Raw genomic sequence first — 21,560 nt, forward strand, 5'->3', positions numbered from 1 at the left:
CCTCGCTCGACAGGTTCAGGCTGAGCTGCAAACAGCCCTCGACCAACGCTTGTCAAGGGCCAGGGTGCGAGCCGACACGATCGGTGGGGTGCGCGTCAGCACCCTGCGCGCCGCGCTCGATGCGCTTGCGCACGCCATCGCCACGACCCAAGGCTCGATCTCCGTACGCCGATGGTCGGAGCACGCACGCCTCGACCCCAAGACCCGTCCGACGGGCTCGAGACGTCGCTCTGACGCTCGGGATTATCAAGAACCAGCATCAGGAGGATCGACTTCGATGGCATCGCCGCACGACGAGGCCAAGTGCAGGCACGCAAGAATCCACCAAAGGATCCAAGTGTCGCGTAGGTGACAAAAAAGGTCAGCTCCATACCCCTTCCAGATACGAAAGATTCAACTACTTCCAGGCCACGCTGGCACCACAAGCCACTACGCGCACGAAAGTCGCATACATACCAAACCTGTCAGCCCCTTCGAACCAGGCCGCCCTCGTAGCGGCAGATAAGCAACGGCAACTCCATTCAGGGTTCGACGAGCGCCCTCCCCCTGGGCTCAATCAACAGAGGGAGTGAGTAATGGAAAATCAGTCATCAAAAGATCACGGGCTAACCCCGGCCCAGCGATCTATTCGAGCACGCATCGCCGCACACACGTCCTGGTCACGCACCGAAGACCGGACAGAGCGAACGGCGCCAGCACGCCGAGCCGCGCCGGCCAGATTCGAACGATTGGTTGACCCTGACGGCGTCCTGGATGAAGTGACCCGGAGGCAGCGCGCAGATGCGCAAAGAGAGCACACTTTCAACGCTTGGCGCTGCTCAGCTCCCGCGCGCGCCGCAGGGGAACCAACAACTGACGCGCCCCATGGCCAACAACGAGGCTCAGTGGCATCACAAGGCGGCCTGCGTAGCCGCCCCGACCTCGACTGGCACTCCACCGATCCAGACCAACTTGCATCGTGTCGCGTGATCTGCACCAGCTGCGAAGTGCGAGAGCCTTGCCTGGCCTTAGCCCTGGCCAATCACGATCCATGGGGACTATGGGGCGGACTGTCCCCAGACGAACGCGAGAAGTTAGCGGGCCTGAGGCTGTCCGAATCCTGCCGTCTCACGGAACAAACCCTCGATATAGCAAGCACCGTTGCAGATGCACCTCGTGTCGCATTGCCCACTCTGCTTATGAGCGGAACCGCCGACGCCAGTCGAGGCTCCGGAGGAAGAAGTAGCGCCCACCAGCCAAAGGCGGCTTTACTAAACGGGGTCCAGCAGCATCAGCGCAGCCATCAGACTGGACTTCGAAACCCGATATGCTATGCTTTAACCCGAACTGGAAAAACACCGGTGAGCACACCGTTCGAGCCCCAGATACTGGGGGTCAAGGGGTCGCAGGTTCAAATCCTGTCAGCCCGACGGACACAGAAAGCCGCCCGACTTGGATGAAGGCCCAGGTCAGGCGGCTTTTTTACTCTGCTCTTGATCTTGCAGTTAATCATGACCATGCCTCCTTGGGGACCATATGGGGACCACTGTCGAGTTTGAGTGCGTGCAGCGCACTTGACCGCTGCTGATATGGGGCGGGTTGCGGCGGTCACCAGCCCCGCCGATTCCCCCCGGTCGTCGGCATGTGAGTGTCTCGCGGTGGACGACCGGTCAGGGAAATGCCCACGGAGCAGAGGAGAAGTCAGGGTGTCCAGGAGCCGGTGAAGAGCGCCATCTCTACGCGGTCCGGTTCGCCGCCGAACTCGGGACGAACGGCTTGATCCGCCGCCCAGCGCAAATAGGCCAGCCAGGTGCCGGCCCACCACGCCGTCCGGTACTTTCCCGCTGGTCCCGCCGATGCGGGCAGCCGGCCCGCCACGACCCGGTCCAGGATCAACGGCTGGATCCCTCCGGCGCCACGACGATAGCCGGCGAAGTAGAGCAGCTTCGTGAAAAAGGCAGCTCCAAGACCTGGGATCTTCGCCGTGGCCGTGAACTGCCCGTAACAGTCCTCGAGCACGGTCGGGGTGACGACGTGCGGACGTAGGCCGCCGAGTGCGGCTTCCAGCCGCTCGTCGGCCTGTTCCCGGGCGAGGATGCGGCCGGTGCGGAACGGCCCGTACCCGCGGATCCCGTGGCCCCAGGCCAGCACGCCCGCCGCGAGCTGCACGCTCGATACCTCTCGCGCGCGCCAGCGCTCGGCGAGGGCGAAGACCTCGTTGCGGCAGACCTTCCCACTCACGGCGAAGCCCGTCGGCCAGGTACCCGGAGGGAGTCCGGCAGCCCACCGCGTCGCGTCGACCAGGACCGGGCCCGGCTCACCGGGAAGTGCGCCATACGACACGAGCACGAAGTCGCTGCGGAGCGGCCGTTCATTACATCTCACGGCCTCACCCGACGGTGATCGCCGCTGCGTAGTGGTCGCGAAATTCCGCGCGATCGGCGGCATGAGCATGCGTTGGCGTGGCAGTGTGGCCACGATCCTGTACCAAGCGACGGTACGTTCGCCTTCCGTACGGCGATCGCCGAGGTTGCCCCCATCGGAGACTGGTCGCCGGCCACCGCTCGCTACCGGCTGGTGGGCTGGGTGATGTCCGGGCCGCCGGTGTGCGGCGTCGGGACGTAGCCTTGTTCCGGCTCCGGCGGCGCCGCAACACAGTTCGCGGGGCACACGTTCACCAGCAGCGGCGCCGATGTCCGCTCGTGCCGACGAGCGGACGCCAATGCGGTTAATCGGTGCAGCCCGTTGCGACTGCACCGGCTCCCTCAGCCGGGCATCACCCGACGCCGACCAGGTGCCGTCGAGAGCAGATTTTCGACACGGAGGCCGCGTGCGGCGAGGCAATGACGGATCCAGTCCTGTTGGTGCCGACTTCGGTCGTACCAGGTGAACTGCAACGCGTCTTGAGGGCGACGTGGTCCGGTCGGCCGCAATCCGGGGACGAGGTTGTCACACAAGTCCGCCGGCTCACGGATCTGCTGCTGGTAGTCACAACCGGGGAAGAACTCATCGCACATGCTTTCCCGGCGATGCGACATCGCCCTCATCAACAGAACCGACTCGTGAACTACGATGACGATCGCCTCCGCGACCACCGACGTCCGGCCTGACTTGCCCCTCCACATGATGCTCAGTCTCCCGGAACCGCCCGGAGCGCACTGAAGTAAACTCGCCGTGGATGACCGGTCGCGAGGCGTAGCTGCCGAGCTCAGACGCCCCACGGATCCGGGATGCCCCGGCGCGGTCGGCCGGGCCGCGCTGCTCGGAGTCGCCGTGGCGTTCGACCGGCAACTCGTCACGCGGGGCAGGACATCGCCTACACCACTCCGTCCTCCGTGGACAATCCGGTCTGAGGGGCCGCTCCGTCGCGGCGGGGTGCGGGGCGGCCGGTGAACTCGCCGTATTCGTCCTCGACCCAGCGCGCGAGTCGCCAGCGGCCCGGTTCGTAGACCAGCTCCGCGTAGCTTTCGCCGGCTCCGCGCAACGCCAGCCTTGTCTCTTCGGCGAAAAGGAACACGAATGCGTTGATCACCGGCCGCCGCTCGATCACCTCGAACCCGATCGTCGCGGTGAGCCCGATCCCCAGCGGACCGGCGATCGGCCGCGTCGTCGCCACCCGGCAGGTCAGTGCGACGTCGTCGATGACGTCCCGGTCCTCGACCCGCAACGGAACCCCCAGCGCGTCCGACAACGTGTCGATGAGCCGGTCCACGATCGCGGTCCAGTCCTCGGACGAGCGCCGGGCCGGGACCGGCGTACGGAAGATCAGGTCGTCACTCACCGGTACTCCCCGGACGGATCGTGCGGCCGTTACGCGGGTTGATCTCCACGTAACCGGGCTTGTCCGCCCATTTCGAGACGTCGTTGAAGGAGCCCGTGCCGTCCGGATCCGAAGGCCCGTAAGCGGTGATGACCTCCTCCTTGCGGCCCGCGACCGTGATCGCCACGTCCCCGTTCTCGCGATAGTAGATGTCGACGGGCCTGCCGTCGCTGTTCAAGCCGGTGAACACGCGGTCCGGCCGGTTGAGGAGGTCCGCCTGCATCTGCTCCGACCAGCCATGGCCCGAACGCGCGTGCCCGGTCTGGCCGGTGCCACCCTCGGCGGCCGGGGCGCCGACGACCTCGTCCGGCGCAACCCGCCGGCGGAAGTTCGCCCGTGTATCGGCAGATCCTTCGACGCGGGCGCGTTCGGCGGCTCGCTCGGGCGGTTCCCCGGCGACAGGGCCCTCGACGATCTGTTCGCCGGGCAGGTCGCCTTCGGTGATCCGCCGCAGCTGCCCTTCGAGCGACTCGACCTGGGCGCTCAGCGCGTCGAGCCGCTGCCGGGATTCCGCCAGCATGGCCGGATCACCCAGCTCGCGCGCGGCTTCCGCGTCGGCCCGCGCGGTTTGGAGCTGCTCCTCGAGCGTGTGCCCTTCCTGGTTGCGCAGCTGACTCTGCACGTCGCGTTCGAAGGCACGGTTGCCCCGCCGTCCGGCTGTGACCTCGGGTTCGGCCAGGAGATCGCGGACCCGGCGGATGCCCGCGTCGATCTCGGCCGGATCGGCCGCCGCACGCGCCGGCGGCTCCCCGGAAGCGATCGTCGGCTCCTCCGGAGCGGTCGTCGGTGTCTCGCCGTCGCGTTCACCTGGTGCGGCGGCCGCGGGCGTCGTCTCGCCGTCGACGTGTGGCGTGCCGCCACCCGTGCCCGGCTGGTTCTCGTACCACTCGCCGTAGGCTTCCATGGACCGGAAGCGTTGGGTCACCGGGTTTCCCTGGGCGTCCGGATACGTCAGCGAGTACGGCTCCGGGTTCGCCGGATCGTAGCCGTAGGTGACGGTCTCGTTGCCGCGCTCGGTGACGATCCCGATGGTCTGCTCGACCGGCCGCCCACTGGCCTCGGCCTGCAGCCGCGCGACATCGAAGTCGCCGCCGCGGCCGCTCGGGTAGCGATGCGGCTCCAGCGTCACGCCGCTTGCGGGGTCGACCGGATGCGAGTGCTCCACGAGGTCCCAGCGGCCGGGCTCCCCGGGCCTGCTCTCCAGGAACTCGCGCATCGCCGGGTTGCGGCCTTCATAGGCATCGACGAACTCGTTGTTGCCCTGCACGACGATGCATTCGCCGGTCTCGCTGTTGCGGTAGACGGCGACCTCGTTGTGCGGTGCGTCGTGACGGGCGTTCTCGTACATCACGCGCGCGTCGGCTTCGCTCATCGGATGCTCGTCGTACATGACGACGCCGTCCGGCATGTCCTCGACCGGCAGGCCGGCGTGCTCGTCACCGGGGATCGTCGGCCGGTCTTCCTCCGGGCCACCGGGGATCGTCGGCCGGTCTTCCTCCGGGCCACCCGGCATCGTCGGCCGGTCTTCCTCCGGCACATCGGGCACGGTGGTGCGTTCGTCGGCCACCGGCGCGGCGGGCTCCTCGTGCGGCAACGCGCCTTCGAGCGCGGCGTCCGGGATGGCGTCCGCCCGGGCCTGCATCCGCGCGGAGGAGGCGTTGATCTCCGCGGGCGTGACGTTGAACGCGTGCCCGCTGTCGACCATCGCACCGCGGGCGCTGCTGGTGACGTTCTCGATGAACCGCCCGCCCGGACCGTAGGAAAGGGCCAGCGACATCCCGATGTTGACCAGCAGACCCTCATGCCACGGACGGCCCGCGACGACGTTGTTGACGATGCCGAGCGTCGCGCCGGTGATGACGTTCGCGGCCTTGCCGATGGCCAGCGCGCCGGCCTGGGTGATCAGCTGCCGCTCGACGGCTGCGCCGAGCGCGCCGCTGACGCCGCCGCCGATCGCGCCGCCGATGGCACCGAAGATCGCGCCGACGACCATCTGCCTGCCGAGCTCGGACCAGTTGGTGTCGCGGCCGTGCACGGCGTTGTCGGTGAGCGTGGTCGCCGCCGCGGACAGCGCGCCCGCCAGCGCGCCGGCCAGGATCAGCGCGCCGATACCCGTTCCGAGGAGCGCGACCACCGCGATGGTGACCAGCAGCCCGACGACCAGGCCGGCGACCATACCCCACGGCACGCTGCGCACCGCGTTCTCCAGCCAGCTGCGATGGGTGGCCTCCTCCGCCTCGCGCATCGCCTGGTCCATCCGGCCATCAAGCGTGCTCAACGGCTCCCGGGCGCGCCCGGTCGCCTCCGCGGCACGGTGGGCCAGCGCCTCGCGGAACTGCCCGAGCGCCTGCCCGAACCGGGCGTCGAGGTCGGCGATGGTGCGGTCCAGGCTCGCGAACGCGCCGGTGATCGTCTGGTCGCCGGACTGCTGCGCGCCGGACACCAGCCGGGCCAGCTCTTCGGCCAGCGACGCGGCCTGGCCGTCGGCGCTCACCTTCCCGTCGGCTGCGGTCTGTGCGGCCTGCTCACGTGCTTGCCCCGCCGCCGTACGGACCGCGTCCAGTGCCTCGCCCGCGGTCGTGCTGAACGCCTGGGCGATCTCGGCGAGCGCGACCCGGGCCTGCTGCTCGGTGTCCCCGAAACCCTGCCGCACCTTGGCACTCAGCTCACCGGCCAGCCGTGCGGCGGCGGCGCGGCGGACGCGGCGATCGGCGATTCCGCCGAGGATGTTGTCGAGCAGCGCCGCGCCGCCCTGCGCGGCCTGGTCGTGCTGCGCCTGCCCGGCCGAGACGGCCTGGGCACCGGCGTCACGCACGGAGGTCTTGGTCAGGTCGACCTGTTCCCGGATCGCCTGCGTGACCGACGAGCGCATCGCGGCGAGCTGCCCCGCAACGTCGGCGCCGAGCCGGGTGAGCGACGAGCAGCCCGCAGAAATCGCCTGGCCGAGCTGGCTGCCGGCGCCTTCGGTGGTCTGGGTGAGCGCGGCGGTGATCGTCGGCAGCTGGGTGCGGATCCGTTCGGCGATCTCGTTGGCCTGCTCGACCAGCTGAGACCGGGTCTCCGGCCCGAGGTCGCGCAGCTGCGTCACGGTGTCGCCGAGTGACTCGGAGATCCGGGTGGCGGTGTCGGCGGCGACCTCGCGCGCGGCCGCCGCCCTGGCCTGGGTTCCCTCGGCGTCGGCGCCACCGGGCGACGCCGCTCGCTGCGCACCACGCGTGCGCGCCTGCGCAGCGAGGCCGTCGACCTGGGTGCGTGTGTCGGCGGCGGACGTGTTCGCGGCGGTGACGGCCTCACTGCCCTTGGTCGCCCCGAGGGTGCGGATCTGCCCGGTGCGCGTCGTGTAGCCCTCGTCGAGCCGGCGGCCGGCCTCGGTGGACCAGGTCGTCAGCCGCGCCTGCTCGGTCTGTCCGGCTTGGCGCATCCGCTGCTGGGCAGCGGAAATGGCGGTCGTGACCTGGCCCTCGGCCGCGGTGAACCCGGCCTCCACCGACGCGAGTTCACCCGTGGTCTCCTGCTCGATCGTCTCCTGCTGGTCCTCGACCGTGGTCTCGATGAGCGCGAGCTGCTCGTCGACTGCGGCAGCCAACGTCGCCTGGCCTTCCGCGCCGGCCTCGGCGACGGCGGCCACGACCTGCTCAGTGCCCGCCGGCGCTGGTGGTGCGGTGACGGCCGTCGGCTGCGCCGGACGTCGCATGCCGACCCCGTGGTGCACGGCGGACGGGGGTGCCGGCACCTTCGAGGGCCGGGCCGACGGGGGCAGCTCCGGGACCGCGACGGGCTTCACCGGAGAAACCGGAGGCGGAACGTGGACGTCCTCGAGCTCCGGCTTCGCCGGGGCGGCCGGCGGCGCCTCCGGCGGTGGGGCCGGACGGCGGCCACGGACCTCGGCGCCCAGCAGCGCGCTGACCGCCTGGTTCCCGGCGCCGCCCTGGAGCGCGGTGATCGTCCGCGGGTCCATCGGCCCGCCGGCGCGCACCGGCGGGCCGGTCTCGAGCCGTTCGACGGCGACCAGCGGCCGCGGACTCTTCCGGTCCGTTTCGCGATGCTCCTGGTTGCCCACGCCCCCTCCCTCGTTCGCCCCGTCCAGGATCGCGCGCGGAGCGGCCCGTGCCGCCGACCGGACGGGCACCCCAGAGGGCAGGAGCCGCGGTCCGCACGGGCGAAGGACTGATCCGTGCATCGATGCTCTCGACCTTCGGACCGAACTCACCGGAACGACATCCGGCCAGAGCACCCCTCCGGATGCGACTCGGCGAAACCGGAGCAGGCGTCAGCACCGGCCGACGGCGGGGTCGCACTCCACATGCGACAGATCGCGGCAATCGTCATCGGACGATGGTTGCCTGGATGGCTCCTCCCGTGGCGGTCGACGATCCGAGACGTCGCCGCCACCACCCTCAGCTCATCTGAATGCCGACAGCTTCAAGGCAGGCGTCGATCCGAGCACGAAGATCGTTCGCCCTGGCGGCGGTAGTGCTGCTGGAGCCGTCGTCCTGTTGCCGGGTGATTTCGATGATGCCGCCGACCAGGAAGTCCGCGAGAGCGTCGGCGGGCCGCCGCGAAAGACCGGCCGCCAGCCGTGCGCACGCCGGACGGATCAGGGCCCGATAGGCGTCGGCCGTCTGCTGGGAAGCGGCACTGGGATAGAGGTTGCGGTACAGGTCGGCGTGCTCGGCGGTGTAGTCGCACAGGCGGTGGAGCAGGGCCACCGGCTGCTCGCCCGCCGTCTCCGCGGCCACGGCCGCCAGCGAGGCGGCCACCGCCGCCGAAACGGCGTCGTCGCGGTCGCGGAAGTGCTGGTAGAAGACCTGGCGGCTGACGCCGGCGCGCTGCGTGATGTCGCTGACGGAGATCTTCTCCACCCGGCATTCCTCGATGAGTTCGAACGCGGCCCGGCGCAGGAGGTCGCGGACCCGGGCGGCCCGGGGATCGGCGCTGTCGGTGCGCGCGGGGGCCCGCAGGGCTTCGTTCGTTGACACGTGTCCACGATAACAGTAGCGTCGATTTCGACGACAGGTGTCGACGAAATGAGGTGGCCGGGATGGCACGTCCGGTCCGGATAGCGAACTTCTCCGGCGCGATGGGCGACCGGTTCTCCGCGTTCGAGGAAGCCGTGCACGGCGACCCGGACGTCGTGATCGGTGATTCGATGGCCGAGATCACCATGTCGATGGTGGTCGCCGGCTTTCACGAGAACCGCCAAGCCCGGCGAGGATTCTTCTCCGAGTACTTCCTGCGGCAGCTCCGACCGCAGCTGTCCGCGATCGCCGGGAAGCGGATCAAGGTGGTGACGAACGCGGGCATCTACCACCCCGCGGGCCTGGCGGAGGCGATCCGCACCGAAGTCGCCGCACAGGGGCTGGATCTGAAGGTCGCTCATGTGACCGGCGACGACCTCACCGACACCGCGAAGGACCTGATCGCCGACGGGCAGCTCGGCCACCTCGAAACCGGCGCGGTACTCGACCGCGACCCCGGCGAACTGCTCGCCGTCAACGCCTACCTCGGCGCCTGGGGCATCAAGACCGCGCTCGACGCAGGCGCCGACATCGTGATCACCGGCCGCGTCGCCGACGCCTCGCTGGTGACCGGGCCGGCCGCGTGGTGGCACGGCTGGGACCGCGACGAACTGGACAAGATCGCCGGCGCGACGGCCGCCGCGCACATCATCGAGTGCGGCCCACAGGCCACCGGCGGCAACTTCGCCGGGTTCACCGGCATCGAGGACAACACCCTGCCCGGGTTCCCGATCGCCGAGGTCGCCGGGGACGGGAGCGCCGTGATCACCAAGCGACCGGAGGACGGTGGGGCGGTCACCGTCGACACCGTCACCGCGCAGCTGATGTACGAGATCCAGGGCCCGCGTTACCTCAACCCCGACGTCACCTGGCACACCGACTCCCTCGAACTGGCCCAGGACGGCCCAGACCGGGTCCGCGTCACCGGCGCCCGGGGCAGCGCCGCGCCGGAAACGACCAAGGTCGGCGTCAACTTTCAGCGCGGCTACCGCGGCGCGACCTGGCTGTTCCCTACCGGCCTGGACGTCGACGTGAAGATCGACGTGCTGAAGGCCCAGGCCGAGCGGGCGCGGCAGGACCACCCCGTGGGGGAACTGCACTTCTTCGTCTGCGGGCAGCCGGTTCCCGATCCGCGGAACCAGTGGCAGGCCACCGTCGCGGTGCAGGTCGCGGTCGCCGCACCGGACGCGAAAACGGTGTCCGGGTTCCTGAACCAGTTCTGTTCCTACGGCCTCGGAAGCATCCCCGGCTTCTACATCGACATGACTCAGATGTACTCGATGGCGGGGCAGCCGCGCATCGACTACTGGCCGGGCCTGGTGCGCCAGGCCGATCTGCACCACCAGGTGCACCTGCCGGACGGCCGGGTGCTCGACATCGCTCCCCCGCCGAACACCGCCCCGTTCACCGGCCAGCCCGAAACCGCGGCGAGCACCACGGATCCGGCGTCGTTCGGTCCGGTTCGGACCGTCCCCTTCGGACAGGTCGCCTACGCGCGCACCGGCGACAAGGGCGCCAACGCCAACCTCGGCGTCTGGGCCCGCGACGCGGCCGCGTGGCCGTGGCTGGCGGCGTTCCTCACCGTCGCAAGGCTCCGCGAGCTGCTGAGCTGCCCGGACACCGTGGCCATCGAGCGTTACGAACAGCCGAACCTGCACGGCATCTCCTTCGTGCTGCGCGGCTACTTCCCGCCGTCCGGCTCGGCCAACCTCGCCCTCGACCAGATCGGCAAGTCCCTCGGCGAGTTCCTGCGCGCCCGCCACGTCGACGTCCCGACCACCCTGCTGCCCGCCTGACCGGAGAGTCCACAGTGGAAACGACCGACCCGCGGCTGCTCCGCGAAGCCATGCTGAAAGCCGTCCACGACCGCGCCACCGGCGACGAGTTCGACCCGCACGCGGAACTCCGCGCCATCCTCGCACCGCTCGGCCTCACCCCGGACGACAGCGGTGGCAGCATCACCTTCCTCAAACGCGACCCGCTGATGCCGAGCAGCATCCGCATCGGCGGTGCGGCCGCCGTCGCGCTGGCGCAGCAGTCGGTGATCGCCGCGAAGCTGTGGCGGATGCGCACCGGCCTCGGCCAGGACATCACCGTCGACCTCGGCCAGGCCATCCGCCGCCTCGCCCCGGCGTCGGAAATGAAGTGGGAGACCCTCAACGGCTACCCGGCCGACTTGCCCGACCGCAGCGTCTTCGCCTACTTCGGCTTCTACCCCACCCGCGACGGCCGCCACGTCATCCCGCCCAACATCTACCCCGGCCTGAAGTCGAAAATGCTCGCCGTCCTGGACTGCGCCGACAACCCCGAGGCCCTCGGCCGCGCCATCGCCCGGCACACCGCCGACGAGCTGGAAGCGCTCGGCGAAGAGCACGGGATCGTGTTCGCCAAGGTCCGCAGCGTCGAGGAGTTCGTCGCCGAGCCGGTGTTCGAACACCTCGCGTCCCGGCCGCTGATCGACATCGAGAAGGTCGCCGACACCCCACCCGAACCGCTGCCGGAATGGGGCACCCACCCCTTGTCCGGGATCCGCGCACTGGGCATGGGGCACGTCATCGCGGGCGCCGGTATCGGCCGCTCCCTGGCCTCCCTCGGAGCGGACGTGCTCAACGTCTGGCGCGTCGCTGAGTTCGAGCAGGATCCCCTCATCGCCACCGCCAACGTGGGCATGCGCTCGACCCGCCTCAACGTTCGCGGGCCCGACGGCCGGGAAACCCTGAGAGCCCTGCTCCGCGACGCGGACATCTTCTTCGCCAACCGCCGCCCCGGCCTGCTCACCGAACTCGGCGTCGACGCCGGACAGGCCTTCGCCGTCCGGCCCGGCCTCATCCACGTCACCGCCAGCTGCCACGGCGAAACCGGCCCCTGGGCCACGCGCGTCGGCTTCGACCAGGTCGCCGGCACCGTCACCGGCATGGTCGCCGCGGAAGGCAGCCTCGAGGAACCGAAGCTGCCCCCGACGTCGATCATCAACGACTACCTCGTCGCCTGGCTCGGCGCGACCGGCGCCATGGCCGCCCTCGCCCGCCGCGCCACCGAAGGCGGCAGCTACCGCGTCCACGTCTCCCTCACCCGCGCCGCCATGTGGGCGGTCACCCTCGGCTTCTTCGACTGGGACTACGTCCACCGAGCCGTCGGCAGCGGCGGCGAACACGAGCTCCTCGACCCCCAGCTCTTCACCTCGCTCACCCCGCTCGGGATTTACCAGGGCGTCACCGAGAACATCACGCTGTCCCGCACCCCGCACCACTATGCGAACGTGCTCTCACCCCGCGGCGCCGACCAACCGACCTGGCTGCCACGGCCGCAGAAAGTCGACGTCACCGCGCTGGCCGCAGCCCTCCGGCGCTGAGCACATCCGTAGCCGTGATTCCCTCTCGACTTCATCAACTGCGAGGACGTGGGACGAGAACCAGCCGCGCGCCGCGCTGCCGGCTCGGGAACAGCGATCGGCTGGGCCCCAGGAGTGCCGTCACCCGGTGATCTTGCGGGCGGCCGCGAGTTGCCGTTCCTTGTGCTGCTGCTCGCGCGCCAGGTCGGCGGCCTGGTACGGGATGAGCGCGTCCTGCACCACTCGCTCGACCGCGACCCACGTCCGGACCCAGCCGGTCCGCTCCTTGCAGTGCACGTCCCGCGTGGCGACGGCGATCTCCTGCGCCGAGGCGCGGCCGGCGCGGAACGCGGGATCATCGATCGCGGCTTGGGGGTCGGCGTACCGGAGACCGGCCTCGGCCATGCACCGCGACCACGCCGCCGCGGCCGCGGTGACCGGCGGCGTGGTCCGGGTGATCTCGTAACTGCGCTGGCTCAGCCCGAAACTCACCGGTTCCTGACCAGGCTTGGCGTCCGGTGTGAGAGTCCGGTCGGCTTCGCCCGCACAGCCGCCGGGCGGAACACCACGGCGGTCGCTCGTACCGGTGATCACTGCGACGACCTCCGGCGGTGGCTGTTGCCGTCCGTCAGCACGCCGTGGCGTGAAGACGGCCGGGTCGCGGTAGCCATAGGTTGCCGCTTCGGCCGCGTCGACGAGACCGTGCCGCCGGGGCTTGGCGGCGTCCCGCTCGGGATCGACCGGCGGGAAGGCGTACGTGAGCTCGTGGCCGGCGAGGCAGTGTTCGATCAGGGTGTTTCGCGCCTTGACGATTTCCAGTTCCTCGACCGGGGTGAGCTGCGACTTGTCGAGCGGGAGGTCGAGGCCGTGCACGGTCGACAGGTCGCGGGGGATCCGGCCGAGCGCGGCAGCCAGATCGGCCGCCCCGAATTCGGCCGGGGCGGCCGGTGTCCCCGAGCAGCCCGCGACGATCGCCATTGCCAAGGCGAAGGCGCCCAAGCGGCCGAGTGTGAGCACGGCTGGACCTCCGGGTTCGCGACCGGGGCCGCGCCGGCGTGCGCGGCCCCGGTCCGGGTGGCTAGAACTGGTCGCGGTTGGCGCAGTCGAAGTATTCGCCGAAGCTCGTCGGCCACCTGAAGCTCGCGTTGTTGTTCTTCATGGTGGAGTTGAAGTTCCCGGAGGAGTACGGGCCGAACGACTGCGACGCGACGCTGCCGTTGCAACCGCTGTTGTAGTAGACCGTCGCGAGGTAGCTCCAGTTGTTGTAGGCCGACGCGGCGTTGTTCTTCACCTGGACGTTCAAGCCGTTGCTGGAGGTGCCGACCTTGTTGAACAGCTCGTTGCCGAGGTCCCCGTCCGAGCGCAGGTAGTCGGCGTGTGCGCCGCCGTAGTTGCTGTTGAAGTAGAAGCAGAAGTACGCACCCGGGCAGCCGGCGCTCACGGCCTGGCTCGCGGTCGCCGCTTGCGCGGCCGGGGCCGCAGCGAGCCCGGCCGCCACCAGAACGGCGCCGATGGCCGTCTTCCGGACGTTCGACATCATGTGGTCCTCCCTCGTCAGCGGGTCATGTCATCCCCTTCACGCCCGGAACGGTCGGCGGTTGAGACCAACGCGCCGGGTGCACCCGAGTGGAGTAATTCGCGTACCGGCTCTGCTCGCGAAGCCCACGGCGGCGAGGTCTTCGCCGAGCCACGCCCCCGGCGGGCGGCACGGCCATCGGTAGCCTCGGGTATGGCAGCTGGTTCGGTCCTGCGACGACACGGTGACAGAACTCGGGGGAAGCATGGATGTGATCAGCACGGCGGAGGTATCGGAGGGCGAACGGTTCGACTTCTGGCGCGAGGTGAATTCGAAGCTTTGGGGAATCCGGGATCTCCGTTGTGATCCGCAGCGGGAACGGGGCTTTCAGGCGCAGGTGGGTATCAGCGAGTTCGGTTCCGTGCAGGCGACGTTGATGACCACGATGCCGCACTCCCTCCGCCAGGCACCCAAGCTCGCTCGCCAGGCAGATCCCGAGGTGGTGAAGCTGAGCTGCTTCGTACGCGGCGGTGGCGTGGTCGCTCAGGACGGCCGGAGTGTCCAGTACGGAGTAGGGGATCTGAGGCTGTACGACACCCTGCGTCCCTTTGGGGCCGAGTTCGCGCCGGATTTTCCGCTGAGTCAGTTGCTGCACCTGCGTTTTCCGCGCTCACTGCTTCCTTTTCCCGCCAAGGACCTGCGACAACTGAGCGCGGTTCGGCTCGAGGGCGCCGAGGGAGTCGCTGCGCTGTCATCGCAGTTCCTGCTCCAGCTCGCCCGGCACATGCACGAATTCAGCACGTCCGACGCCGAACGGTTGTCGACCCTGGCGGTCGATGTGCTGACGGTGGCGCTGGCGCACGCGCTGGACGCACAGGGTGTCGTGCCACCGCACGCCCGGCGGCGAGCCCTGATGGCCCGGATCCATGCCTTCATCCGGGAGAACCTGGGCGACGCGCACCTGACCCCGGACACGATCGCCGCGGCACACCACATCTCGCTGCGCTACCTGCACAGCCTGTTCCACCAGGACGGGCACACCGTCGCCGGCTGGATCCGCCGGCGGCGCCTGGAGCAATGCCGTCGCGAACTCGCCGAACCTCGCCTGAGCCAGCGCCCGATCACCGTGATCGCGGCCCGGTGGGGGTTCAACAGCCCAGCGCATTTCAGTCAGGTCTTTCGCGGCGCTTACGGTCTGTCTCCGCGTGAGTTCCGCCGGCTGTGCGCGACGGAAGCGGCCCGAACCGTCCCGGCCGGCCGGGACGGCGGAGTCGCTCGGCAAGAGTTTTGATCCCGGGCCGGCACCCGCCTACCGCTGGAGTTTGATCGACTTGACGACCTGCATGTTGTCCATGTCAAGCGTGTCGCCGGGATCCAGCTCCCACTCGATCGGACAGTTCGTGCCGTTGAGCCCAGCGCAGAGCCACATGGTCGCGGCGTCGGTCTGGTTGTTGTAGGAACGCCAGCGTCCTGAAACTCCCGTCAGGTTGTAGTACCCGTAGTGAAAGTAGACAAAGGGATGGCTTTCCCAGGTCCAGCCCTTGTACAGACATCCGTACCCCGGCGGGCATTCGGCCAGCGAGTCGACGGTCGTCGGCGCGGCGGATGCCGGGGTCGTCAGACTGGTGCCGACGAGTGCCAGTGAGGTGAGAGCGATTGTCATGATCTTTCGGAATGCCATTGTTCTCCCCGGTGCGATGAGTCTTGCTGTCGCCTTCTCGGCAGAGGATAAACCCGTATCCGGGCCTCTTATTACGTGTGAGTGCACTGTTCTTCGGTCTGCGTGCACTGTCGCACGCGGGCCGAGCTCGTGTCGCCGGAGCACGCGTGAGCCGGCGACCGGGCCGCCTGGCAGACGTCCGTCCCGGCAGTCGCCGCGAAGTGGCGCTGCGTCGAACTTTGCGCCGAGCACACTCCCGAATCGCGGAGAAATATCTCCAGAAAACCGCCGCAAATGTTTTTTCCGGACGGCGACCCACGCCGCCGGACCTGAATTCACTGACAGAAACGGCTTCGACAGCCCGGTTGGCCGAATGCGCCTACACCGTTGGCCGCGTCGGCTTCGGCGCCGGGTCGGGTAACGTCGATCGGTCGTCTCGTCGCCCACCACCAAAGGTATCAACGAGCGGAGGCCCGTTGAAGATCTTATTGCTGTGCTCGGCGTTCAATGGACTCAGTCAGCGCGCTTGGCTCGGGCTGCGTGCCCGTGGCCACCGCGTCACGGTCCGGATCGTGCAGGACCCACCGGAGATCGCCGCCGCCGCGGCCGGGGTCGATCCTGCGTTGATCATCTGCCCGTTCCTGCGGCAGCGGGTTCCCGAGGTGGTCTGGCGGCGCTACCGCACGATCATCATCCATCCCGGTCCGGAAGGGGACCGCGGCCCGTCCGCGCTCGACTGGGCGATCATGGACGCCGCGCCCACCTGGGGCGTTACCGCCCTGCAGGCGACCGAGGACCTCGACGGTGGTCCGATCTGGGGCACCCGGGTGTTCCGGATGCCGGCCGATCCGCCGCGCAAGAGCACCCTCTACAACACCGAGGTGTCCGACGCCGCGCTCAGCCTGATCGACGAGGTCGTGACCAAGGCCGAAGACCCCGGGTTCACGCCACGACGCCAAACCCGCCGAGTGAACGCGGCCCGTCCCCTGGTCCGGCAGGCCGACCGGGCCTTCTCCTGGGGCGACCCGACCGAGCACATCCTGCGCCGCATCCGCGCCGCGGACGGCCGGCCCGGCGTGCACACCGAACTGGCCGGGGTGCCGGTCGCGGTGTTCGACGCCCACCGCGGAGAGGCGGGTCCCGGCGAGCCGGGCACCATTCCGGCACGCCGGCAGGGTGCCGTGCTGGTCCGCACCGGAGACGGCGCCCTGTGGATCGGGCACGCGCGGCGGCTGGCGCCCGGGGCCCCGGGCACGACCGTCAAGCTGCCCGCCGCGCTCGCCCTCGGGGACAGCGTGCGCGAGGCGCCGCCGGCCTCCGTTCCGCCGAGCCTCCGGGAAATCGGCTACCGGCGGGTGGGCAACGTCGGCTTGGTGCGCTTCGCGTTCTACAACGGCGCAATGTCCACCACCCAGTGCCGCCGGCTCACCGCGGCCCTGCGCCACGCCGCCGCGCAGGACACCGACGTGCTGGTCCTGGCCGGCGGCGAGGTGTTCTCCAACGGGATACACCTGGGTGTCATCGACGCCCAGCCGAATCCCGCGGCGGAGGCCTGGCGCAACATCACCGCGATCGACGACCTCTGCCGGGAAATCATCGACTGCACCGACCAGCTCGTGGTCGCCGCGCTCGCCGGCGACGCGGGTGCGGGCGGAGTCGTGCTGGCCCTCGGTGCCGACAAGGTGATCGCCCGGGACGGCGTCCTGCTCAACCCGCACTACCGGAAGATGGGCCTGTACGGCTCGGAGTACTGGACCTACGTGCTGCCTCGCCGGGCCGGCGAAGAACAGGCCCGCCGGCTGACCATCGACTGCGAGCCGATCACCGCCGCCGGCGCCGCCGAAATCGGGCTCGTCGACCACCTCGCCGCCGGCCGCGACGATTTCACCGCCGCCGTGCTGGATTACGCCACCGAACTCGCCGCCGACGGACGAACCCAGGCGCTGCTCAGCCGGAAACGGGCGGCCCGGGAAGCCGATGAGCAACGCCGGCCGCTGGAAACCTACCGGATCCGGGAACTCGCCGAAATGAGCCACGACATCTTCGACGACCGCCACGGCTTCGCCGACGCCAGGCGCGCCTTCCTCACCGGCCGGCCGGCCGCGCCGGAAGCGCCTCTCCTGCCCGTCCCCCGGCTCCCCCAGATGACACCGGCCCACTGAGCCCCGGAAAGTCTTCGCAGGAAACGATTTCGCGCCGCCGGACCGCGCTCCGACGTCCGGTGGTGACCCTGGAGCGGCTCGGCCCGCTAAGGTTAGGCGGGCCGACTCGAGGGGGACGACCATGACCGATCAGGAAGGCGCCGACTGGATTCCGGCCGGCGCGGATCTCTCCCGGCCCAGTGCCGCCCGGATCTACGACTACCTGCTCGGCGGGGCGCACAACCTCGCGCCCGATCGGGAGGTGGCCTGGAAACTCGAGGCCATCCAGCCTCAGGTCGGCTCCGTGGCCAGGCGGAACCGGGCCTTTCTCGGGCGGGTGGTGCGGTTCCTCCTCGACCAGGGCATCCGGCAGTTCCTCGACCTCGGCTCCGGCATCCCCACCGTCGGCAACGTGCACGAAGTCGCCCAGGAGGTCGATCCCGGCGCCAAGGTCGTCTACGTCGACTACGAACCCGTTGCCGTGGCGCACAGTCTCATGCTTCTCAAGGGCAACCCCGGCGCCGAGGCCCTCGAAGCCGATGCCACCGACACCGAGGCCGTGCTGAAGTCCGAACAGGTGGACCGGCTGCTCGATCTCCGCCGGCCCGTCGGGTTGCTGGCCATCACCCTGGGGCACTACCTGCCCGAGGTCCGCGGGGTGTTCGCCGCCTACCGGGATGCGCTTGCGCCCGGGAGCTACCTGGCGCTCACCCATCTCACCAACGACTTCGCCGTCTTGAGCGATCCGCGGGTGGCCGAAACCATGCGCAAGACCCAGGACCGCATCCACCCACGGACGAAATCCGAGGTCCTTGCGCTCTTCGACGGCTTCGAGCTCGTCGAACCCGGGCTGACCACGTCCGGGAACTGGCGGCCCGACCGGCTCGCCGCCGCCGTCGATCCCGAAGAAGACGGCCTTTACGCCGGAGTGGGTGTCAAGCTCTAGGCGAACCGCTCCCACGCCGACTGGCGGGTCATCCCCAATGCCTCGCCGATCTGGGACCACGTGCCGCCCAGGGCCCGGGCCTTGCCCACCCACGCCGCCAGGTTCTCCTGGACCTGGGTGCTCGCCGCCGATACCGGGGCGAGGTTCGACAGGACCTGCGGAAGCGGCAGGTCGTGCTCCCACGGTGCGATCAGCGGCGCGTCCGCCGGCTTGCCGTCGATCACCGACACGCACAACTGGACGCAGCCGTCGCAGATGAACACGCCCGGGCCGGCCACCAGCGTCTCGACCTCCGTGTTGGGCTTCGAACAAAACGAACAGCGCGCGAACACCGCAGTACTCATCGAAAACCTCCTTGTCAGGCGCGACCTTACAGGCGTAAGGGTGCGCCTGACAAGAGGAACGCCGCCGTCCACTCGGACAGCTCCGTCAGCCGGGTGGTCAGCTCCTCGATCTCCGCCCAGCGCCGGTGCTCACGGCCCAGATCCGGCACCAGGAAGTCCTCCACCAGCAGCAACAGCGTCGCGATCTCGTAGGCGACGTCGGCGAGCTGCAGGAACGGCCGGTACTCCGCTTCCGTCCCCGCCCCGTGCCGCGCTGCCCACTCGCGGGCGCCGCGGCCCGCGGTCCGGCACACCGCCTCCACCGTGCGCCGCAGTTCACCGCGTCGGGAGCCGGGCGGTCCGTCGGGCGGTCCGTCGGGCGGTCCACCGGCCAAAGGGGCGACGTTCCAGGCCACCGACAGCAGGCAGCACCCGGCGTCGTCCATCGACTCGTTCATCACCGGACGTACTCTGCTGACCGGCGCGCACAGTCCCGCCGGTCCGACTCGCCGAGTCACCTCATCGTGTGGACTTCCAGCCCGGATCGGGTGAGCATCGGCAGCGAGACGAAGTCGGAAAGGGCCTGCTGACCGGCCGCGTTCGCGTGGATGCCGTCGCCGTTGTCGTACGCCGGCAGGATGCTGTTCGGCTTCAGCGGGTCCTTCAGCACCGTGTCGAAGTCCACCACCCCCGAACACGTGCCGCCGCAGGTGTTCCAGCGCTGCACGAACAATGCGATCTCGTGCCGGGCCAGGTTCGCCTGGTCGTCGTACCCCGGCCGGGGTGTGCTCGGTGTGACGTACACCGCGATGCCCGCCGCCCGCAGCCGCGCGAAGACCGCGCGGTAGCTGTCGAGGATCGTCGCCGCGTCGCAGCCGTACGCCAGGTCGTTGGTGCCGTAGTAGTAGATGACCGCCGTGACGCCGTGCAGGGCCAGGACGTCCCGGTCCAGCCGGCTCGCCGCGTCCAGGCCCGCGACCGACGGCGGCATCCCCGGACAGGTCCGGGCGCTCGTCGTCCCCGAGACGCCGGCGTTGGCGACGGCGAGCGGCGCGGCGGAGGCCACGATCCGCCGCGCCAGGTCGTCGGTCCACCGGCGGTTCGTGCCCGGCGTGCTGCCGATGCCGTCGACGACGGAGCTGCCGAACGGGACGACGACGCCCTGCAAGGCCGCGTTGTGCACGTCGACGGCGCTGACGACGTACGTCGATCCGACCGTGGCCGTGAAAGCCTCGCCGGAGACGTCGGCGGTGTGGTCGCCCGAGCCCGGCGGCGTCAGGTAGTTGTCGCGCAGGGCCGCGCCGTGGCGGCCGGGCACGGCGGTGCCCTCGACCGACATGCTCACCGCGAGGTCCGAGTCCGGCCGCGTCGCGAGCCTGGTCTCGTCGCTCCAGACCTCACCGCCGGCGGGAATCGTGACCGCGGGACGGCCGGCGAAGGTCAGGTCACGCGAGATGGAGACGGCGGCGCCGCCCGCGCTCGGCCCGGCCGTGGCGTGCGCGATGGTCAGCGGCCCGGTGCCGAAGGTGTTCTGGAACCGGACGCGCGCCGCGTCGCCGCCCTGGCTGAGATGGGTGATCATCCGCAGTGACCGGGCGGTGACCGCGGTGTCGGCCCGGCCGTCCTGCGACTGCGCCCACGAGGTGAACCACGTGCGCCCGGCCCCGGCGGCACCCGGAGCGGAGCCGACGACGGCCGCGGCCACGGAAATCGCGGCGAGAAGGGCGATCCTGCGCACGGCGCCTCCTGAGTCCACAAAGGACGAGCGACGAACAGCTCCCCCTGCTGATCGTAAGCAGGCGGTCACGGAAGCGACAGGGTTCTGTCCGATCTTGTCAGCGGCAGCGGTTTTCGGTTCGATGGCGGCATGACCGACTCCCGCATCTTCGGCGACCCGTACGACACCCCGGACGGAACCACGGTGATCCCCGTCCACCGGCCGGTCGGGGTGTTCACCGTCCGCGAAGGCCAGGCCCGCTGGGAGCCGGCGGTGGACGCCACGCGCGTCGCGCTGCTCGGTATCGGCGTCGGACTGGTCGCCGCGACCCTCGCCGGCGTCGCCATGGTGCACCGGCCGCCGTGGCCGGACCTGCGCCTGCGCCGCTAGTACTACAGGGACACTTGTGTGCGTGACCTGGGGAACCAAGGTCACCGTTTGCCGTGGCTGGTGGTCGTGAGTGGTAATTCGGGTTCTAACCCGAATTACCACTCACGACGAGCTGCGGCAGATTGGCAGGTTGACGTCCAGGATTGTCCTGGCAGGCTGTCTTCGGCCGCACCGAACAAAGATCTCGCCCTGCAGTACTAGCCTGCGTCCCGGAGGGCCGCCGGGCGCCACGTCATGCGGACCGTCGTTCCCGTACCGCTGGTGTCTATGTCGGACTGGTCCGTCACCTGGTCGATCAGCAGCAGGCCGCGGCCACCTGAGGTGCGCAGGCCCGCCACGCGCGGGCGCGTGGCCGGGATGCCGCAGCCGGTGTCCGTCACCGTCACCGTGATCGCGTCGCCCTCGCGGCGGGCCTGCAAGCGGGCCCAGCCGTAGCCGTCCGGGTAGGCGTGGGTCGCGACGTTGGCCAGGGCTTCGTACGTTGCCAGCGTGATGTCGTGCCGGCTGTCCGGGTCGAGGGGGAACGCGCCCAGCCAGTGGATCAGCTTGCGGCGCAGGCCGGCCATCTCGTTGGGCAGGGCCGGCGCCAGTTCTTCGAAGGTCGAGGCGACCACGACTCCGGCGGTGAAGTGCTCCGGGGCCGTGGTCCCGGCTTGGTCGGCGTCGGTGCTCTCGCCCGTATCGACGCCAGTTTCCGGGGTATGTCGATACACGATCCG

18 protein-coding genes are annotated in these 21,560 nt (G+C 69.8%); 7 read left to right on the forward strand and 11 right to left on the reverse strand.

Annotation, left to right across the window (positions count from 1 at the left end; translation table 11 throughout):
* Window positions 1–575 precede the first annotated feature (575 nt).
* Window positions 576–1,439 carry a WhiB family transcriptional regulator gene (locus ACLJQF_RS36660; protein ID WP_410614861.1) on the forward strand — a complete coding sequence of 288 codons (864 nt, stop codon included), beginning with the start codon at window positions 576–578 and terminating at the stop codon, window positions 1,437–1,439.
* A 241-nt stretch (window positions 1,440–1,680) separates the two neighbouring features.
* On the opposite strand, the gene ACLJQF_RS36665 is transcribed toward ACLJQF_RS36660, so the two are convergent.
* The 4 genes from ACLJQF_RS36665 to ACLJQF_RS36680 all read right to left on the reverse strand — a co-directional run bounded on the left by ACLJQF_RS36665 (window position 1,681) and on the right by ACLJQF_RS36680 (window position 8,778).
* The gene (locus ACLJQF_RS36665) at window positions 1,681–2,433 is read right to left on the reverse strand and encodes a hypothetical protein (protein WP_410614862.1); all 753 of its coding nucleotides are present in this window, start codon (window positions 2,431–2,433) and stop codon (window positions 1,681–1,683) included.
* Between the two features lie 862 nt (window positions 2,434–3,295).
* Entirely contained in the window at window positions 3,296–3,760 is a 465-nt protein-coding gene (locus ACLJQF_RS36670; protein WP_410614863.1) for a hypothetical protein, read from the reverse strand.
* Window positions 3,753–7,859 carry a hypothetical protein gene (locus tag ACLJQF_RS36675; protein WP_410614864.1) on the reverse strand — a complete coding sequence of 1,369 codons (4,107 nt, stop codon included), beginning with the start codon at window positions 7,857–7,859 and terminating at the stop codon, window positions 3,753–3,755. The genes ACLJQF_RS36670 and ACLJQF_RS36675 overlap by 8 nt, the downstream gene beginning before the upstream one ends.
* Window positions 7,860–8,196: 337 nt before the next feature.
* Window positions 8,197–8,778 (reverse strand): TetR/AcrR family transcriptional regulator, encoded by a 582-nt coding sequence (locus ACLJQF_RS36680; protein WP_410614865.1) that lies wholly within the window; start codon window positions 8,776–8,778, stop codon window positions 8,197–8,199.
* 62 nt (window positions 8,779–8,840) lie between these two features.
* Here ACLJQF_RS36680 and ACLJQF_RS36685 point away from each other — a divergent pair, with 62 nt between their 5' ends.
* Entirely contained in the window at window positions 8,841–10,613 is a 1,773-nt protein-coding gene (locus tag ACLJQF_RS36685) for an acyclic terpene utilization AtuA family protein (protein ID WP_410614866.1), read from the forward strand.
* 14 nt (window positions 10,614–10,627) lie between these two features.
* Window positions 10,628–12,169 (forward strand): CoA transferase, encoded by a 1,542-nt coding sequence (locus ACLJQF_RS36690; RefSeq protein ID WP_410614867.1) that lies wholly within the window; start codon window positions 10,628–10,630, stop codon window positions 12,167–12,169.
* A gap of 120 nt (window positions 12,170–12,289) precedes the next feature.
* Here the strand turns inward: ACLJQF_RS36690 and ACLJQF_RS36695 are convergent, their stop codons facing one another.
* Together ACLJQF_RS36695 and ACLJQF_RS36700 are read right to left on the reverse strand one after the other, a co-directional pair.
* Window positions 12,290–13,165 carry a hypothetical protein gene (locus ACLJQF_RS36695; protein ID WP_410614868.1) on the reverse strand — a complete coding sequence of 292 codons (876 nt, stop codon included), beginning with the start codon at window positions 13,163–13,165 and terminating at the stop codon, window positions 12,290–12,292.
* 61 nt (window positions 13,166–13,226) lie between these two features.
* Window positions 13,227–13,688 (reverse strand): peptidase inhibitor family I36 protein, encoded by a 462-nt coding sequence (locus ACLJQF_RS36700; RefSeq protein ID WP_410614869.1) that lies wholly within the window; start codon window positions 13,686–13,688, stop codon window positions 13,227–13,229.
* A gap of 241 nt (window positions 13,689–13,929) precedes the next feature.
* On the opposite strand from ACLJQF_RS36700, the gene ACLJQF_RS36705 reads away from it, so the two are divergent.
* Complete coding sequence (locus ACLJQF_RS36705; protein WP_410614870.1) at window positions 13,930–14,955, forward strand: helix-turn-helix domain-containing protein; 1,026 nt, start codon at window positions 13,930–13,932, stop codon at window positions 14,953–14,955.
* Between the two features lie 18 nt (window positions 14,956–14,973).
* Here ACLJQF_RS36705 and ACLJQF_RS36710 read toward each other — a convergent pair whose 3' ends face one another.
* Window positions 14,974–15,345, reverse strand: a complete 372-nt coding sequence (locus ACLJQF_RS36710) for a hypothetical protein (protein WP_410614871.1) — start codon at window positions 15,343–15,345, stop codon at window positions 14,974–14,976.
* A 455-nt stretch (window positions 15,346–15,800) separates the two neighbouring features.
* Between ACLJQF_RS36710 and ACLJQF_RS36715 the strand changes: the two genes are divergently transcribed.
* Both ACLJQF_RS36715 and ACLJQF_RS36720 read left to right on the forward strand, forming a co-directional pair.
* The gene (locus tag ACLJQF_RS36715) at window positions 15,801–17,486 is read left to right on the forward strand and encodes an enoyl-CoA hydratase-related protein (protein ID WP_410614872.1); all 1,686 of its coding nucleotides are present in this window, start codon (window positions 15,801–15,803) and stop codon (window positions 17,484–17,486) included.
* Between the two features lie 121 nt (window positions 17,487–17,607).
* Window positions 17,608–18,411 (forward strand): SAM-dependent methyltransferase, encoded by an 804-nt coding sequence (locus ACLJQF_RS36720; RefSeq protein WP_410614873.1) that lies wholly within the window; start codon window positions 17,608–17,610, stop codon window positions 18,409–18,411.
* Here ACLJQF_RS36720 and ACLJQF_RS36725 read toward each other — a convergent pair.
* Genes ACLJQF_RS36725 through ACLJQF_RS36735 form a run of 3 tightly spaced genes read right to left on the reverse strand, consistent with a single transcriptional unit; the run spans window position 18,408 to window position 20,472 of the window.
* Window positions 18,408–18,755 carry a ClpX C4-type zinc finger protein gene (locus tag ACLJQF_RS36725; protein WP_410614874.1) on the reverse strand — a complete coding sequence of 116 codons (348 nt, stop codon included), beginning with the start codon at window positions 18,753–18,755 and terminating at the stop codon, window positions 18,408–18,410. The two genes, ACLJQF_RS36720 and ACLJQF_RS36725, sit on opposite strands and share 4 nt — an antisense overlap.
* Before the next feature lie 26 nt (window positions 18,756–18,781).
* Entirely contained in the window at window positions 18,782–19,192 is a 411-nt protein-coding gene (locus ACLJQF_RS36730; RefSeq protein WP_410614920.1) for a hypothetical protein, read from the reverse strand.
* A 56-nt stretch (window positions 19,193–19,248) separates the two neighbouring features.
* Window positions 19,249–20,472, reverse strand: coding sequence for a GDSL-type esterase/lipase family protein (locus tag ACLJQF_RS36735; protein WP_410614875.1), 1,224 nt, complete (start codon window positions 20,470–20,472; stop codon window positions 19,249–19,251).
* Between the two features lie 129 nt (window positions 20,473–20,601).
* Between ACLJQF_RS36735 and ACLJQF_RS36740 the strand changes: the two genes are divergently transcribed.
* Window positions 20,602–20,841: a hypothetical protein gene (locus ACLJQF_RS36740; protein ID WP_410614876.1), complete on the forward strand. Its 240-nt coding sequence runs from the start codon at window positions 20,602–20,604 to the stop codon at window positions 20,839–20,841.
* A gap of 197 nt (window positions 20,842–21,038) precedes the next feature.
* Here ACLJQF_RS36740 and ACLJQF_RS36745 read toward each other — a convergent pair whose 3' ends face one another.
* Window positions 21,039–21,554 (reverse strand): ATP-binding protein, encoded by a 516-nt coding sequence (locus tag ACLJQF_RS36745; RefSeq protein WP_410614877.1) that lies wholly within the window; start codon window positions 21,552–21,554, stop codon window positions 21,039–21,041.
* Between the last annotated feature and the right edge of the window lie 6 nt (window positions 21,555–21,560).

This window comes from Amycolatopsis sp. lyj-109, assembly GCF_046548995.1.
In the GTDB taxonomy this organism is placed as follows: Bacteria; Actinomycetota; Actinomycetes; order Mycobacteriales; family Pseudonocardiaceae; genus Amycolatopsis.

Coding starts and splice junctions, on each gene's coding strand:
- ACLJQF_RS36660 (WP_410614861.1), top strand. CDS start 576: ATGGAAAATCAGTCATCAAAAGATCACGGGCTAACCCCGGCCCAGCGA.
- ACLJQF_RS36665 (WP_410614862.1), bottom strand. CDS start 2,433: ATGCTCATGCCGCCGATCGCGCGGAATTTCGCGACCACTACGCAGCGG.
- ACLJQF_RS36685 (WP_410614866.1), top strand. CDS start 8,841: ATGGCACGTCCGGTCCGGATAGCGAACTTCTCCGGCGCGATGGGCGAC.
- ACLJQF_RS36700 (WP_410614869.1), bottom strand. CDS start 13,688: ATGATGTCGAACGTCCGGAAGACGGCCATCGGCGCCGTTCTGGTGGCG.
- ACLJQF_RS36705 (WP_410614870.1), top strand. CDS start 13,930: ATGGATGTGATCAGCACGGCGGAGGTATCGGAGGGCGAACGGTTCGAC.
- ACLJQF_RS36710 (WP_410614871.1), bottom strand. CDS start 15,345: ATGGCATTCCGAAAGATCATGACAATCGCTCTCACCTCACTGGCACTC.
- ACLJQF_RS36720 (WP_410614873.1), top strand. CDS start 17,608: ATGACCGATCAGGAAGGCGCCGACTGGATTCCGGCCGGCGCGGATCTC.
- ACLJQF_RS36725 (WP_410614874.1), bottom strand. CDS start 18,755: ATGAGTACTGCGGTGTTCGCGCGCTGTTCGTTTTGTTCGAAGCCCAAC.
- ACLJQF_RS36730 (WP_410614920.1), bottom strand. CDS start 19,192: ATGAACGAGTCGATGGACGACGCCGGGTGCTGCCTGCTGTCGGTGGCC.
- ACLJQF_RS36740 (WP_410614876.1), top strand. CDS start 20,602: ATGACCGACTCCCGCATCTTCGGCGACCCGTACGACACCCCGGACGGA.